This window comes from Streptomyces sp. MMS24-W38 (assembly GCF_059889265.1).
On sequence record NZ_JCBCPP010000001.1, the window covers coordinates 3,938,158 to 3,951,714 of the forward strand.

The following is a 13,557-nucleotide window of genomic DNA, read 5'->3' on the forward strand; positions in this document are numbered from 1 at the left end:
GTGTCTTCTCGGGTCCAGAGGTACGAGGGCGGGAGGAGGGGGTGCGGGGCGTGCGGCGGAGCGTCGGCCGGTGACGGGTCCTCAGTCGGCGGCGGGCATGACGCTGCCTCAGCTGGTGCGGCCCTTGGCGTCGAACTCCTTCATGCGGTCGAGCACCGAGTCGGCCGTCGGCCCGTGCATCTCGTCCACGATCCTGCCGTCCGCGAGGAACACCACCCGGTCCGCGTAGGCCGCGGCGACCGGGTCGTGGGTCACCATGACCACCGTCTGCCCCAGCTCGCGCACGGAGTTGCGCAGGAAGCCGAGCACCTCGGCGCCGGAACGGGAGTCGAGGTTGCCGGTGGGCTCGTCGCCGAAGATGATGTCGGGCCGGGAGGCCAACGCCCGTGCCACGGCGACCCGCTGCTGCTGGCCGCCGGACAGCTGGGCGGGCCGGTGGCTCAGCCGGTCGGACAGGCCGACCATCCGGATCACCGTGTCCAGCCACTCCTTGTCCGGCCTGCGCCCCGCGATGTCCATCGGAAGGGTGATGTTCTCCAGGGCCGTGAGGGTCGGCAGCAGGTTGAACGCCTGGAAGATGAACCCGATCTTGTCCCGGCGCAGTTTGGTCAGCTGCTTGTCCTTCAGGGAGCCCAGCTCGGTGTCACCGATGCGCACGGAACCGGACGAGAACGTGTCGAGACCGGCGACGCAGTGCATGAGCGTGGACTTGCCGGACCCCGACGGGCCCATGATCGCGGTGAACTCCGCCTGCCGGAAGCCGACGGAGACCTGGTCGAGGGCGACCACCTGGGTCTCGCCCTGGCCGTAGATCTTCGACAGGTCCGTGGCGCGCGCGGCCACGGCGGTGGTCCGGTCGGCTGAGGGTCCCCCCGGACGGAGTCCGGGGGAGGGTGCGGTGGTCACGGGATGGGCACTCCTGTCGGGACGACTGTTTCGCGACGACGTCTTTCGCGACGAGGTGTGGTGCGACGACGCGTTGCGCGGGAACGGGAACGTGCTCCATCGTTTCGCGCGCTCACCGCCGTGTAGTCACCCGCTGCTCCGGTTGTGGGGGGCGACTCGGGGCTGACCACCGGGGCCGCTGTCATACCTGGGGATGACGGCCCGCCCTGACCCCAGGGGGAGACGGTCCGAGCGGCGGACATCGTCAGAACAGGTGGAGCGCCCTTGTTGAGACGGTGAAATTCCGTCATTCCGCATGCGCGGCCGGCCCCCGCCCGCAAGGCTGGTGGCAAGTGCTGATGGCGTTTTCCTTGACCTGATGCACCCTCAGGCGCCAATAAAATAAGACAACATGGGGTCACCACCCCGTTGTGGGAGAGAGGGGTCCCGATAGGCTCGGCGTGTGCCCGACGCGGAGCCCATGGCCTGCCCGGATGGTGGAATGCAGACACGGCGAGCTTAAACCTCGCTGCCCCTTCGCGGGCGTGCCGGTTCAAGTCCGGCTCCGGGCACTTCCGCTTCCACGGCGTCTGAAGCACGCACGGCTGCAGGCGCCCTGCCTGCGGCCGGCGGGTCAGTCCTGCGGGTAGTGCTCGCCGGGGGTGAGGGGCCGTTGGCCTCCCGGCCATGACCGACTACGTGCAGGTCTCGACCGCCACGCCCGCCCGTGAGCAAGCTGCCGGCCTGGCCCAAGGAGCGGTCAAGGCGCGGCTTGCTGCGGGTTCGCAGATCATCGGTCCCGTCACGTCGGTGTTCCGGCACCTCGGGGAGTTCGGTGAGGGTGAGGAGCGGCGGCTGCTCCTCACGGCGACCGGCGAGCGGTGCCCGGAGCTGGAGCGGCACCTGTCGGACGCGCACCCCTGGGACGATCCGGAGCTGATCGCCACGCCGATTTCGGGGGCGCCCCGCTGCCCGGATCGGACCAAGGACAACGTGCGCCCCGAGGAGTCCTGGACGCCGGTGTGCTCCAGTACGTTTCGTACGGCCGGGGCGTTCTCGTGTGGGTGGGGTGATTCCTTCGGGCTGCCGGGCCGCTCCCCCGCCGCGCAGGGCGGCTTACGGACTCCTCGGTCCTGCTTCTCGCCGGGAGCCGTGCGGAGCCAGTCGAGTGAACCGGTCTCGAGCGCGGCGTCTGCGAGGGCTCGACCGCTCTTGGTGACGAGCCGGCCGCGGCTGTCGTCGATCCACCGCTGAGCGTTTCTCGGGGTCTTCGGCCGGCACATGATCGTCGAGGGTGCCTCCGAAGGAACCGAGGGCGCCGTGGGGGCGACCGGCTGGGGATGATCTCCGGCCGGTTCCGGACAGGTTCCGGATCTGTCATGGTTCGGGCCCCTGCGGTGAGGGGAATCACGCGGCCGCGTAGCGTGTTGCGCAGCACGACAGGGGAAAGATCCTCCCGAGGTAGGGGGGTCATTCCTTTGCCTACCCATTACTCTTGAGCCCAAGGCCATGCTGTGTGGCCATGGAGGAGTGCAATGAGGAGCAGAAACCCGGTCTTCTCGCGACGGGGGTTCAGCCGCGACAACGGCTACGCGGGCTTCAACACCGCGCCGCAGGCCGGGGGTCCCGCTGTCGCCACGCAGGGCAACCCGTACGCGCAGCCCACCGGCAACCCGTACGCGCAGAACCCCTACGCGCAGAACCCGCACGGACAGCAGGATCTGCAGCACGGTGCGCCGCCGCAGGCGCCGGCCGCGACCGGCCGGATGACCATCGACGACGTCATCATGCGCACGGCGAGCACGCTCGGCCTGCTCATCGTCGCCGCGGCCCTCTCCTGGGCCCTGCTGCCCGTCGACGAGGCCAACATCAGCCGGTCCTACGGCATCGGCATCGGCGCCGCGCTGCTCGGCATGGTCCTTGCGCTCGTGCAGTCGTTCAAGCGCAAGGCCTCGCCCGCGCTGATCCTGACGTATGCCGCCGTCGAGGGTGTCTTCCTCGGCGTCATCTCCAACATCGTCGACACCCACGTCGCCAACGGTGCGGCCATGCAGGCCGTGCTCGGCACCATGGCGGTCTTCGCCGCCGTGCTGGTGGCGTACAAGGCGGGCTGGATCCGCGTCAACCGCCGTTTCTACGGCTTCGTGATGGCGGCCGCGCTCGGCTTCATCCTGCTGATGGGCGTGAACCTGCTGTTCGCGGTGTTCGGCGGCGGTGACGGCCTCGGCTTCCGCAGCGGCCCGCTCGGCATCGTCTTCGGCGTCGTCGGCATCATCCTCGGTGCCTGCTTCCTCGCCCTGGACTTCAAGCAGGTCGAGGACGGCCTCGCCTACGGTGCCCCGCGCGAGGAGGCCTGGTTCGCGGCCTTCGGCCTCACGCTGACGCTGGTGTGGATCTACCTGGAGTTCCTGAGGCTCATCTCGATCCTCAACAGCAGCGACTGACGCCGCGCCACGGCAGTGGCACGTGCAGGCGAAGGGCCCCGGGTTCTCCCCGGGGCCCTTCGCCGTGGTGCGGACGGGTGAATGGTGGAGTGGGAAGTGCCGACCGGGAGTGGCGCGCGCGTGCCTAGAGCAGCTTGCGCGCGGCCCTTCTCAGGTCGTACTCGTGGACGATCGCCTTGGCGTGGCCGTACGCCAGGTCGTATTCGTGGCGGAGCCAGCTGACCTTCTCCTCGAAGCGGAAGAGAGACGGGCCTTCTTCGACGGTGCGCAGCCAGTCGGAGATCTCACGACCGGTGCAGTGCGGGATACGGGCGAGCAGGTTGCGGTGGGTCTCCTCGGAGAAGACTTGGGACATCGGCGCCTCCAGCGCAGGGGTGTGAGCCGGTCCTTCAGGTCACCGTGCCTGAGTGTTCGTCCGTTGGCAACAGCCCTGCCGGGCCGCGTACGCTCACCGCGTGCTTGATACGACGCCCCTCATCCGTGCCGTGGACCATTTCGCCGACCGTCTGCGGGCCGCGCCGCAGAGCCGGCTGCAGCGGGGAGCCGCTGCCGAGGCACTGGCTCTGGCCAGGGAGTTGGCGCGGTGGACCCAGCGCGTCGAGGAGCCGGGCACCGAGCCCCGGGAGATGCCCGACGCGGGCATGTTCGCCGCCGCGGACCAGATCTCCGTCGCCGGCCACGACCTGGCCCTCGTACTGAAGAACGAGGGGGAGGTCGAGGAGGCGGTGTGGCTCGTGGAGGAGGCGCAGAAACGCGCCGGGGTGTAGGCGGGCCCGCGGGGGAGCCGCCCCGGGTCAGAGGGACGCGATGACGCGGTCCGCCAGGATGTAGACGTTCTCCTCGCCGCAGGCGAAGGTCAGCGTGTACGCGCCCGAGACGCCGGAGCCGCCGAGCAGGAACGGGGTCTCGCCCTCGCGCAGGGCCGCGGCCAGGCGCTCCGCGGTCTCGCGGTGCCCCGGTGTCATGCACAGCGTCGTGCCGTCGGCGAAGACGTAGACGTCCAGCGTGCCCAGCGGGCCGGGGCGGACGTCGGTCAGCTCCACCTCGGAGGCGGCCAGCTCCTCCAGCGTGGACACGGTGCGCTCGTCGTCGGCGACGGCAGGGGCCGGGTGGGGCACGAAGTCCGGGTGCGAGGGGTGCCGCCGGCGGGCCGCGGCCAGCTCGGGGGAGTCCGCGGGGGTGCCGCCCTGGACGAGGTCCTTGGGGTCCCTGAAGTCCTTGGAGTCCTTGGGGGCGTACGTGTCGGCGTCGGCACCCGGCTCGGTCACCGGTTCCAGACCGACGAAATCGGCCTGCCGCGGCAGGAACAGCTCACTGTCGGCCAGGCCCAGCAGGGTCGGCGCGTCGGAGATGTCACGGGCCTCCTGGGCGGCCCAGAACGCCCGCGCCTCGGCGAGCTCCCGCTCCCGTTCCTCCGCGAGCGCCTCGGCCACGGCCGCGCGTATCTCGTCGGCGTGGGCCGCGCGGGCGGTGGGCAGCAGCGCGCGCAGGGCGGCGGCGTTGTTCCTGGCCAGCTCGGTGTGCAGAGCCGCGACCTGTCGGCGCAGCACCAAGATGCTGCGCAGGACAGCGACGCCCACGGCGCCGGTGGCGGCCGTGGTGACCAGCAGGGCGATCGGCATGGCGCTCACTGACGTACTCCCGGTTCAAAGTCGACCCCGACTTCCTACATCAGCTTGAAGGGCGGACTAACCATCTGTCAGTGCGTGACGTCACGAAACGGACAGGGTGTGGTTTCCGGGCCGGCTGAGGGCAGGGCTCTGACCTGCGTGAATCTCCTCGGCGAGGGAGATAGGTCACATCCTGGGGGCGATTGGATCACGGAACGGCCCGGAACCCCGGTGGTTCAGGGGTTCCGGGCCGTCGTCTCACCGACCGTGCCGCTCCGGCTACTTTGCGGCTCGCCGCGGCGGTCGCCCGCGGCGGTCGGTCGAGTCGATCAGCTGAGGCGCTCGATGACCATGGCCATGCCCTGGCCGCCGCCGACGCACATCGTCTCCAGGCCGAACTGCTTGTCGTGGAACTGCAGGGAGTTGATGAGCGTGGCGGTGATGCGGGCGCCGGTCATGCCGAAGGGGTGGCCGACGGCGATGGCGCCGCCGTTGACGTTCAGCTTCTCCAGCGGGATGCCGAGCTCGCGGTAGGAGGGGATCACCTGGGCGGCGAACGCCTCGTTGATCTCGACCAGGTCGATGTCGTCGATGGTGAGACCGGCGCGGGACAGGGCCTGCCTGCTCGCCTCGACCGGGCCGAGGCCCATGATCTCCGGGGAGAGGCCGGAGACGCCGGTGGAGACGATCCGGGCGAGCGGGGTCAGGCCGAGCTCGCGGGCCTTGGTGTCGCTCATGACGACCAGCGCGGCGGCACCGTCGTTGAGCGGGCAGCAGTTGCCGGCGGTGACCAGGCCGTCGGGGCGGAAGACGGGCTTGAGGCCGGAGACGCCCTCCATGGTGACTCCGGCGCGCGGGCCGTCGTCCTTGGCGACGACCGTGCCGTCGGGCAGCGTCACCGGAGTGATCTCGCGCTCCCAGAAGCCGTTCTTGATGGCTTCCTCGGCGAGGTTCTGCGAGCGGACGCCGAACTCGTCCATCTCCTGGCGGGTGACGCCCTTGGCGCGCGCCAGGTTCTCGGCGGTCTGGCCCATCGCGATGTAGGCGTCCGGGACGAGACCGTCCTCGCGCGGGTCGTGCCAGGTGGTGCCCTCCTGCTCCGCGACGGCGGCGGTACGGGCCTCGGCCTTGGCGAAGAACGGGTTGCGGGTGTCGGGAAGGCTGTCGGAGTTGCCCTTGGCGAACCGGGAAACCGTCTCGACGCCGGCCGAGATGAAGACGTCGCCCTCCCCGGCCTTGATGGCGTGCAGCGCCATGCGGGAGGTCTGCAGGGACGACGAGCAGTAGCGGGTGACGGTGCAGCCGGGGAGGTGGTCCATCCCCATCTGCACGGCGACGATGCGGCCGAGGTTGTTGCCCTGCTCGCCGCCGGGCAGGCCGCAGCCGAGCATCAGGTCGTCGATGTCCTTCGGGTCCAGCTCGGGGACCTTGGCGAGGGCGGCCTGGATGATCGAGGCGGTCAGGTCGTCCGGGCGCACGTCCTTCAGGGAGCCCTTGAAGGCGCGGCCGATGGGGGAGCGGGCGGCTGAGACGATCACGGCTTCGGGCATCACGGCTCCTGAGGGGTGGTGGTCGGGCGACGGGGCGGAAGGGGCGGCGCGTAGCGCCTCGTTGAGGGGTGGTGGTCGGGCGACGGGTGGGCTGCTTGGGAAGCTACCCGGCCGTAGTGGCGGGGTCACGAGGGGCGCGGTGTGACTCTGGCCGCAGTTTACTAAGCGCTTGCTTTGGTCTGGGATCCCCCGGAATCCGCCACCGGAGCGGATTCCGGCTCGAGCTCCGGTTCCGGCACCCGGCGGCGCTTGCGGCGCTTGAGGAGGGCCCAGGGACCCCGGAGGCCCGTCGGCGCGGCCGCCGTGACCTCGGTGCCCGCCTCCGAAGCGGCCTCGGCCGCCGCCCGGGCGACGGGGAGGAAGCCCTCGCGGCGGGCCGAGTCGGGACGCTCCTCCAGCGCGGGCCACAGTCCGAGCGCGGCGCAGACGGTCGGCAGGACGGCCATGGCGGCCGTGGCGTACCCCTCGGTGGAGGGGTGATAGTTGTCGGGGCCGAAGAGCTCGCGGGGGTTCGCCGCGAACTCGGGGCCCAGCAGATCGCCCAGTGACACCGTGCGCCCGCCCTGTTCGACCGTGCCGATCGTCTGGGCCGCCGCCAGTTGCCGGGAGGCCCGCCGGGCCAGCCAGCGCAGGGGCTGCCAAACCGGCTCGATCGTGCCCAGGTCCGGGCAGGTGCCGACGACGACCTCCGCTCCGGCCGTCCGCAGCCGGCGTACCGCCGAGGCCAGGTGACGGACGGAGAGGGCGGGCGACAGGCGGTGCGTGACGTCGTTCGCCCCGATCATGATCACGCAGATGTCGGGCACCCGGGCCGGATCGGCCAGGGCCCGGCTCACCTGCCGGTCCAGGTCGTCGGAGCGGGCTCCGGGCACCGCCACCGTGCTCAGTCCCACGGGCCGTTCCGCGATCGCCGCGACGCCCGACGCCAGCAGCGCGCCCGGGGTCTGCCCGGCCCGGTGCACCCCCTGGCCGGCGGCCGTGGAGTCGCCCAGCATCGTCAGCCGCAGCGCCGGTTCACCGGGCACCGTGTAGGCGGCGCCGTACAGGCCGTCCGCGTTCGGTACGTGAGGAGTCGCGCCGTTGCCCACCCGCCGCCGCGCCAGCTGGGCCTCGGCCAGCAGCAGCCCGACGGCGGCCGCACCGGCCAGCCCGACGCCCCCGCCGCCGTACGCCGCGCCCGCCGCGATCCGCCGGGCCACTCTCGCCCTCGACATGCGTGTCATGCCTCGCCGCCACCTCCTCGAAGCCGTACACCCAGTGCTTGCCCCGTACGGACCGTGGTCCAATCTCGACGGTGGGTGAACGACCCGGCCGGGTCGTGGCGGACAGCGGCTCAGGAGCAGGCTCTAGGCTGGCAGCACCACGACAACCACACCTTTTGCAGCATCCGGAGACAACGGTGCAATTCCACGACTCGATGATCAGCCTTGTCGGCGACACCCCGCTCGTGAGGCTCAACAACGTCACCAAGGGCATCGGGGCGACTGTCCTGGCCAAGGTGGAGTACTTCAACCCCGGCGGATCGGTGAAGGACCGCATCGCCCTGCGCATGATCGAGGCGGCGGAGAAGAGCGGAGAGCTGCAGCCGGGCGGCACCATCGTCGAACCGACCAGTGGCAACACCGGGGTCGGTCTTGCCATCGTGGCCCAGCAGAAGGGCTACAAGTGCATCTTCGTCTGCCCCGACAAGGTCTCCCTGGACAAGATCAACGTGCTGCGGGCGTACGGGGCGGAAGTGGTCGTCTGCCCGACCGCCGTCGACCCCGAGCACCCCGACTCCTACTACAACGTCTCCGACCGGCTGGTCCGTGAGACGCCGGGGGCCTGGAAGCCGGACCAGTACTCCAACCCCAACAACCCGCTCAGCCACTACGAGTCCACCGGCCCGGAGCTGTGGGAGCAGACCGAGGGGAAGATCACCCACTTCGTGGCCGGAGTCGGCACCGGCGGCACCATCTCCGGGACCGGGCGCTACCTGAAGGAGGTCAGCGACGGCCGCGTCAAGGTCGTCGGCGCCGACCCCGAGGGCTCCGTCTACTCGGGCGGCTCCGGGCGGCCGTACCTGGTGGAGGGCGTGGGCGAGGACTTCTGGCCCACCGCGTACGACCGGACCGTAGCGGACGAGATCGTCCCCGTGTCCGACAAGGACTCCTTCCAGATGACCCGGCGCCTCGCCAAGGAGGAGGGCCTGCTCGTCGGCGGATCGTGCGGCATGGCCGTCGTGGCGGCGCTGCGGGTGGCCGAGCGGCTCGGCGAGGACGACGTCGTGGTGGTGCTGCTCCCGGACAGCGGGCGCGGCTACCTCAGCAAGATCTTCAACGACGAGTGGATGGCCGACTACGGCTTCCTCGAGGACGCCGGCCCGAGCGCCCGCGTCGGTGCCGTCCTCGACCACAAGGAGGGCGGGCACATCCCGTCCCTCGTGCACATGCACCCCGACGAGACGGTCGGGCAGGCCATCGAGGTCCTGCGCGAGTACGGCGTCTCGCAGATGCCGGTCGTCAAGCCGGGCGCCGGCCACCCGGACGTGATGGCCGCAGAGGTCGTCGGCTCGGTGGTGGAGCGGGAGCTGCTGGACGCGCTGTTCAGCAAGCACGCCTCGCTCGAGGACCCGCTGGAGAAGCACATGTCGGCCCCGCTGCCGCAGGTCGGCTCCGGTGAGCCCGTCGCGGACCTGATGGCCGTGCTGGGCAAGGCGGACGCGGCGATCGTGCTGGTCGAGGGCAAGCCGACCGGTGTGGTCGGCCGCCAGGACCTGCTGTCCTTCCTCGCCAAGGACGGGAGCTGACGGACGGGAACCGACGGACGGCCGGTGGCGGCCTTCGGCGAAGCACCGGTGAACCAGCCGTGCACGCCGTGGAGCAGAGCCGTATGCGATCTCCGCACGTGATCTTCGTGGACTTCGCGGAAGTGGTACGCGGGCGTCATGTGCGCGCAGCACGCGCTTAACACCGGTCCGGCAGAGTGAGGGGTGTCGGCGGGAAGGCGGGGCACATCCCAGGCGTTCGGCGCCGGGGGAGGATCCCCTTCCCGGCCGACAGGGAACGGCGTCAAGGGCCTCCGGAGCGGCTCCCGGACATCCATGGACGCCAGGACGCGCGGCCCGGCCGGCCCGCGTCCCCGCGCGGGGACCGCCGTCGTCCCGCCCCCCGGTGACGGGGGTGCGGTGGTCCCCGCGTACCGCCCTCCCGCGGCCGCCCTCGGCGGCTGTCCCGTCCGCTCAGTCCTTCCAGGCGTCGTCCGGCTCCTGCCGTCGGCGGCGGCCGCCGAACAGGGCCGGGTCGACGCGTGCGGCCTGGACGACGTTCACGCCGACGATGCCCAGCCAGGCGACCACCAGGCCGGGCAGGTGGCCCACACCTCCGCCGATCGCGGACAGCGGCATCGCCAGGACCAGGGAGACGATCCCGAAGCCGAAACGCTCGCCCCAGCTGTCCGTGGCCTTCGACGCCCGGGACTCCCGGGCCACCGTCATCTGCTGCTCGGCGAGCTGCCGGCGCACCAGGCGCTCCACCGTGCCGTCGATGCGCTGGTCGACCTTCTCCAGGAACGAGTCGACCAGCGCGGAGTCGTACTCGTCGCCCAGTTCCCTGCGGGCCTGCAGGGTGGCGTCGAGTTCCTTCTTCAGCTCGGCGTCCCGCGCGTCCGTTCCGCTCATGCCGACCACGGTAGGCAGGCCGACGGCCCATGACACTGGGGGTAGCCCCCGTTGCCGGCCGGGGGCCCGCAGGGGCCCGGCGCCCGCTTCGGGGCCCGCTCCCGGTCGTGCTCGCCCTCCGTTCGCCTGTATAACGGCATGCAGGAATCGCGGTGTGTGAATAGGCAGAGGATCAGGCCGAGGAACAGGTCGAGGGGGAGCCACGTCATGAGCGTCACCGAGGGCCCGGGCGCGCGCCTGCAGGCGCTCTTCGAGGGGCACCGGCTGACGCCCACGCAGCGGCGCATCGCGCACAGCATGGTGCGGCGCGCCGCCGACGTCCCGTTCCTGTCCAGCGTGGAACTGGCCGATCTGGCCGGGGTCAGCCAGCCCTCCGTGACCCGGTTCGCCGTCGCCCTGGGCTTCGACGGCTACCCCGCGCTGCGGCGGCATCTGCGCGAGGTCGCGCCCACCGGGCCCACGCCGGAGACCGGCCCGTACAACGAGTACCAGCAGGCCGTCGAGGCCGAGATCGAGAACCTGCGGCACCTCGCGGAGGTGCTGGCCGATCCGGAGCCCGTGCGGCGGGCGGGACGGATCCTCGCGGACAGCAGGCCGCTGCCCGTGCTCGGGCTGCGCGCGGCGGCGGCGCAGGCCCACGGCTTCGCCTACTTCGCCGCCAAGGTCCACCCCGACGTGCGGCTGCTCAACGAGGGCGGCACCCTGCTGCACGACCGCATCGACGCCGCTGCCGGGGCCGGGGCCGGGGCCCTGCTGTGTTTCGCGCTGCCCCGGCATCCCCGCGAGGTCGTCGACGCCCTCACGCACGCCAGGGAGACGGGGCTGACCGTCGTCACCGTCGCCGACTCCGCCTTCGCGCCGGTCGCCAAGGTCTCCGACCTGCTGCTGCCCGCCGCCGTCGGCACCGGGCTCGCCTTCGACACGGCGTGCGCGCCGATGCTGCTGGGCCGGGTGCTGCTGGAGGCGATGTGCGACGACCTGCCCGACGCACAGGCCCGGTTGGAGGAGTTCGACACGAAGGCGGCGGCCCGCGGTCTGTTCGTGGAGTGACGGCGGGGGCGGGGCGGGCAGGGGTGGTGTCTCAGACTTCTCTCACCTCGGTTCACTACCCTGCGCCCCGGGACCATACGGACGCTCCACTGACGTGGGACGGGAGGCTGGACGTGATGCGCGGAGGACAGGGGCTGGCTCGGGTGGCCGTCGTCGTACGGGCCGGGGCCGCCCCGCTGTGGTGGCTGGGCGTGTTCGCGGCGGGCATCGGGGTGCTGGTGCCGGGGCTGACCGGCCGCCGGATCGGTGTGCTGGCGGGGGCCGCGCTGTTCCTCGTGGCCATGGCCGCGGTGGCGTGCACGCGGCGGGGGCGGTACCGCGCGCTGGCCCGGCCGGCGGTCCGGGCGGGCAAGCACGATGTGCTCCAGGGCCGTGCGGTCAGCGTGCGCAACTGGCGTCGCGGCCACCGCTGGTGGCTGCTGCTCGCCTTCCTCGCCGCCCTGGGCGGCTCGTTCGCGCTGCCCGCGGCGGGCGGTCTGCTGCTCGCCGGGTGCGGGGCCGGCCTGTGGTGGAAGGCGTCCTGGATCGGCCGCCTGGAGGAGGCCGAGCAGAGCCTGCTGTGGGTCCGCGTCGACTGGCTGCGCGCGGGCGCGGGCAGCCCGGCCGGCAAGGCGGTCAAGGCGTACCGCACCACCGGCATCGCGGCGGGCGACGCGACCCCGGGCGGGGCCCGCCGCCGCGCCTCGGCCCTGGCCTGACCCGGGTCGGGCGGTCCGGGTGGTCGGGTGTCGGGTGGTCAGGAGATCAGGGCGTCCACGTGGGCACCGCCCGATTCGGCCACGATCTCCTCGACGCTCTGGGCCGGGCGTACGAGCGCGAACGTGACCCGGCCGGGGCCGTCGGCGGTGAAACCGTGGACGGCCGGGCGGGGGAGCGAGTTGTACGCGTAGTGGTGGGCGAAGTAGTACGCGCCCGTGTCCAGCGCCGCCGCGTAGTCCCCCTGCTCCAGCAGGGGCAGCGCCTGTCCCTGGGCGAGCAGGTCGCCCGCGAAGCAGGCCGGCCCCGCCACGTCCTGCACCACCGCGGGGCCCTCCTTCGGCAACCCCTTGGCGTCGTACGCGGCGATCCTGAGCGGCCACGCGGCCGGCGCGTACACCGTCCGGGTCGCCACCTGCACGCCCGCGTGCGTCACCGCGACCGGACGCCCGCCGGCGCTCTTGGCGTACTCCACCCGGGCGACGACCGTGCCGTGCTTGGCCAGCAGTGACCGTCCGAACTCGGTGACCAGCCCGTACCGCCCGTCGAACAGTCCGGGCACGGTCTCCTTCAGCAGCCGCGCGTACCGCGCGTACGTCGGGTCGGTCGCGTCGGAGGCGAAGTTCACCGGCAGGCCGCCGCCGATGTCGACGGTGTCGACCTGCTGCCGCCCCGCGCGCCGGTTGATCTCCTCCGCCAGCGCGTACGTCTCCGCCACACCCCTCGCCATCAGGGGCAGCGCGATGCCCTGGGAGCCGGTGTGCGTGTGCAGCCGGGTCAGCCACGGCCGGTCCAGGTAGGCCCGCACGACCCACTCCCGCGCTCCCTCGTCGCGCAGCGCCACCCCGAACTTCGAGGTCGCCGTGGCGGTGGACAGCGCCTCGATGGCGCCACCGCCGACCTGCGGGTTCACCCGAATGCCAAAGGAGGAGGGGGAGGAACGGGGGGCGTGGGAGGAGCGGAGACCGGCCGGCCGCGCCGGGGCGTCGGCCAGCAGGGCGTCGACACGCGCCAGCTCCTGCGGGTTGTCCGCGTTGACGGCGATGCCCAGCGCCAGTGCCTCCCGCAGCTCGGCCGGTGTCTTGGCGGGTGAGTCCAGCACCGTCCGCTCCGGGGGCACGCCCGCCGCCCGCGCCAGCGCCAGCTCACCGGGGCTCGCCACCTCAGCCCCGATGCCCTCCGTGTGCAGCAGCCGCAGCACCGGCACCAGCGGGGTCGCCTTCACGGCGAAGGCGTGCAGCACGGGTGTGCCGGGCGGTGTCACCGCCGCGAAGGCCGCCCGCAGCTCGGCCGCAGACTCCCGGATGCCGGTGACGTCGAGCAGGGCCGTCAGGGGGCGGCCGGGGCCGAGCAGCCCCTGTTCCACCGCGGCCCGCACCGCCTCGTCCCGCCGGGTCGCCCGCCCGGCTCCCGGCTCGGTCCCGCTGTCCGGGCCGCCCTCGTCGCCCGGCCCGCCCTCGTCATGAGCCACCGCTTCCCTCGCCTCCTCGGCGTTCATGGTCTTCTCGGGGTTCTCGGTGTTCTCCATGCCAGTACCCACACGCCCAGCCAAACACCGCCCGGCCGCCCGCACCGGCACACCGGCCGTATTGACTAGCTCTATTCAGGCTGCGAATGTGTGAATATCTGCGGTAAGGGCGGGAGCACGTCACCAGGAGGCGGAC

12 protein-coding genes, 1 tRNA gene and 2 pseudogenes are annotated in these 13,557 nt (G+C 72.1%); 7 read left to right on the top strand and 8 right to left on the bottom strand.

The genetic code is table 11. The features are described 5' to 3' along the window. Positions 1–108 precede the first annotated feature (108 nt). Complete coding sequence (locus AC6F7H_RS16950; protein ID WP_500757801.1) at positions 109–906, bottom strand: ABC transporter ATP-binding protein; 798 nt, start codon at positions 904–906, stop codon at positions 109–111. Between the two features lie 467 nt (positions 907–1,373). Between AC6F7H_RS16950 and AC6F7H_RS16955 the strand changes: the two genes are divergently transcribed. Both AC6F7H_RS16955 and cutA read left to right on the top strand, forming a co-directional pair. Beyond that, positions 1,374–1,457, top strand: a tRNA-Leu gene (locus tag AC6F7H_RS16955). A gap of 115 nt (positions 1,458–1,572) precedes the next feature. After that, positions 1,573–1,833: pseudogene (gene cutA, locus AC6F7H_RS16960) on the top strand (divalent-cation tolerance protein CutA); the annotation flags it as partial. 188 nt (positions 1,834–2,021) lie between these two features. Here the strand turns inward: cutA and AC6F7H_RS16965 are convergent. Continuing rightward, a pseudogene (locus tag AC6F7H_RS16965) lies at positions 2,022–2,144 on the bottom strand (HD domain-containing protein); the annotation flags it as partial. A gap of 276 nt (positions 2,145–2,420) precedes the next feature. On the opposite strand from AC6F7H_RS16965, the gene AC6F7H_RS16970 reads away from it, so the two are divergent. Beyond that, positions 2,421–3,329, top strand: a complete 909-nt coding sequence (locus tag AC6F7H_RS16970) for a Bax inhibitor-1/YccA family protein (RefSeq protein ID WP_500757802.1) — start codon at positions 2,421–2,423, stop codon at positions 3,327–3,329. Between the two features lie 124 nt (positions 3,330–3,453). On the opposite strand, the gene AC6F7H_RS16975 is transcribed toward AC6F7H_RS16970, so the two are convergent. Further along, entirely contained in the window at positions 3,454–3,684 is a 231-nt protein-coding gene (locus AC6F7H_RS16975) for a DUF4287 domain-containing protein (protein ID WP_073888630.1), read from the bottom strand. A gap of 100 nt (positions 3,685–3,784) precedes the next feature. Here AC6F7H_RS16975 and AC6F7H_RS16980 point away from each other — a divergent pair, with 100 nt between their 5' ends. After that, entirely contained in the window at positions 3,785–4,096 is a 312-nt protein-coding gene (locus AC6F7H_RS16980; protein ID WP_500757803.1) for a hypothetical protein, read from the top strand. A 27-nt stretch (positions 4,097–4,123) separates the two neighbouring features. Here AC6F7H_RS16980 and AC6F7H_RS16985 read toward each other — a convergent pair whose 3' ends face one another. The 3 genes from AC6F7H_RS16985 to AC6F7H_RS16995 form a co-directional block, all read right to left on the bottom strand. Next, positions 4,124–4,960 (bottom strand): hypothetical protein, encoded by an 837-nt coding sequence (locus AC6F7H_RS16985; protein ID WP_500757804.1) that lies wholly within the window; start codon positions 4,958–4,960, stop codon positions 4,124–4,126. Positions 4,961–5,268: 308 nt separating this feature from the next. After that, on the bottom strand, positions 5,269–6,489 hold the full coding sequence (locus AC6F7H_RS16990) for an acetyl-CoA C-acetyltransferase (protein WP_500757805.1): 1,221 nt from the start codon (positions 6,487–6,489) through the stop codon (positions 5,269–5,271). A 161-nt stretch (positions 6,490–6,650) separates the two neighbouring features. Beyond that, entirely contained in the window at positions 6,651–7,712 is a 1,062-nt protein-coding gene (locus tag AC6F7H_RS16995; RefSeq protein WP_500757806.1) for an SGNH/GDSL hydrolase family protein, read from the bottom strand. Between the two features lie 176 nt (positions 7,713–7,888). Here AC6F7H_RS16995 and AC6F7H_RS17000 point away from each other — a divergent pair, with 176 nt between their 5' ends. Further along, positions 7,889–9,277 (top strand): cystathionine beta-synthase, encoded by a 1,389-nt coding sequence (locus tag AC6F7H_RS17000; protein WP_109382463.1) that lies wholly within the window; start codon positions 7,889–7,891, stop codon positions 9,275–9,277. Between the two features lie 432 nt (positions 9,278–9,709). On the opposite strand, the gene AC6F7H_RS17005 is transcribed toward AC6F7H_RS17000, so the two are convergent. After that, on the bottom strand, positions 9,710–10,147 hold the full coding sequence (locus tag AC6F7H_RS17005; protein WP_500757807.1) for a hypothetical protein: 438 nt from the start codon (positions 10,145–10,147) through the stop codon (positions 9,710–9,712). A 207-nt stretch (positions 10,148–10,354) separates the two neighbouring features. On the opposite strand from AC6F7H_RS17005, the gene AC6F7H_RS17010 reads away from it, so the two are divergent. Together AC6F7H_RS17010 and AC6F7H_RS17015 are read left to right on the top strand one after the other, a co-directional pair. Continuing rightward, positions 10,355–11,197 (top strand): MurR/RpiR family transcriptional regulator, encoded by an 843-nt coding sequence (locus tag AC6F7H_RS17010; RefSeq protein WP_500757808.1) that lies wholly within the window; start codon positions 10,355–10,357, stop codon positions 11,195–11,197. Between the two features lie 113 nt (positions 11,198–11,310). Next, entirely contained in the window at positions 11,311–11,895 is a 585-nt protein-coding gene (locus AC6F7H_RS17015) for a hypothetical protein (protein WP_500757809.1), read from the top strand. Between the two features lie 38 nt (positions 11,896–11,933). Here the strand turns inward: AC6F7H_RS17015 and AC6F7H_RS17020 are convergent, their stop codons facing one another. Beyond that, complete coding sequence (locus AC6F7H_RS17020; protein WP_500757810.1) at positions 11,934–13,421, bottom strand: type III PLP-dependent enzyme domain-containing protein; 1,488 nt, start codon at positions 13,419–13,421, stop codon at positions 11,934–11,936. Between the last annotated feature and the right edge of the window lie 136 nt (positions 13,422–13,557).

What these genes read in the sequence shown, in the direction of transcription:
- AC6F7H_RS16990 (WP_500757805.1), bottom strand. Translation starts at nt 6,489, where the DNA reads ATGCCCGAAGCCGTGATCGTCTCAGCCGCCCGCTCCCCCATCGGCCGC.
- AC6F7H_RS17010 (WP_500757808.1), top strand. Translation starts at nt 10,355, where the DNA reads ATGAGCGTCACCGAGGGCCCGGGCGCGCGCCTGCAGGCGCTCTTCGAG.
- AC6F7H_RS16970 (WP_500757802.1), top strand. Translation starts at nt 2,421, where the DNA reads ATGAGGAGCAGAAACCCGGTCTTCTCGCGACGGGGGTTCAGCCGCGAC.
- AC6F7H_RS16975 (WP_073888630.1), bottom strand. Translation starts at nt 3,684, where the DNA reads ATGTCCCAAGTCTTCTCCGAGGAGACCCACCGCAACCTGCTCGCCCGT.
- AC6F7H_RS17020 (WP_500757810.1), bottom strand. Translation starts at nt 13,421, where the DNA reads ATGGAGAACACCGAGAACCCCGAGAAGACCATGAACGCCGAGGAGGCG.
- AC6F7H_RS16995 (WP_500757806.1), bottom strand. Translation starts at nt 7,712, where the DNA reads ATGACACGCATGTCGAGGGCGAGAGTGGCCCGGCGGATCGCGGCGGGC.
- AC6F7H_RS17005 (WP_500757807.1), bottom strand. Translation starts at nt 10,147, where the DNA reads ATGAGCGGAACGGACGCGCGGGACGCCGAGCTGAAGAAGGAACTCGAC.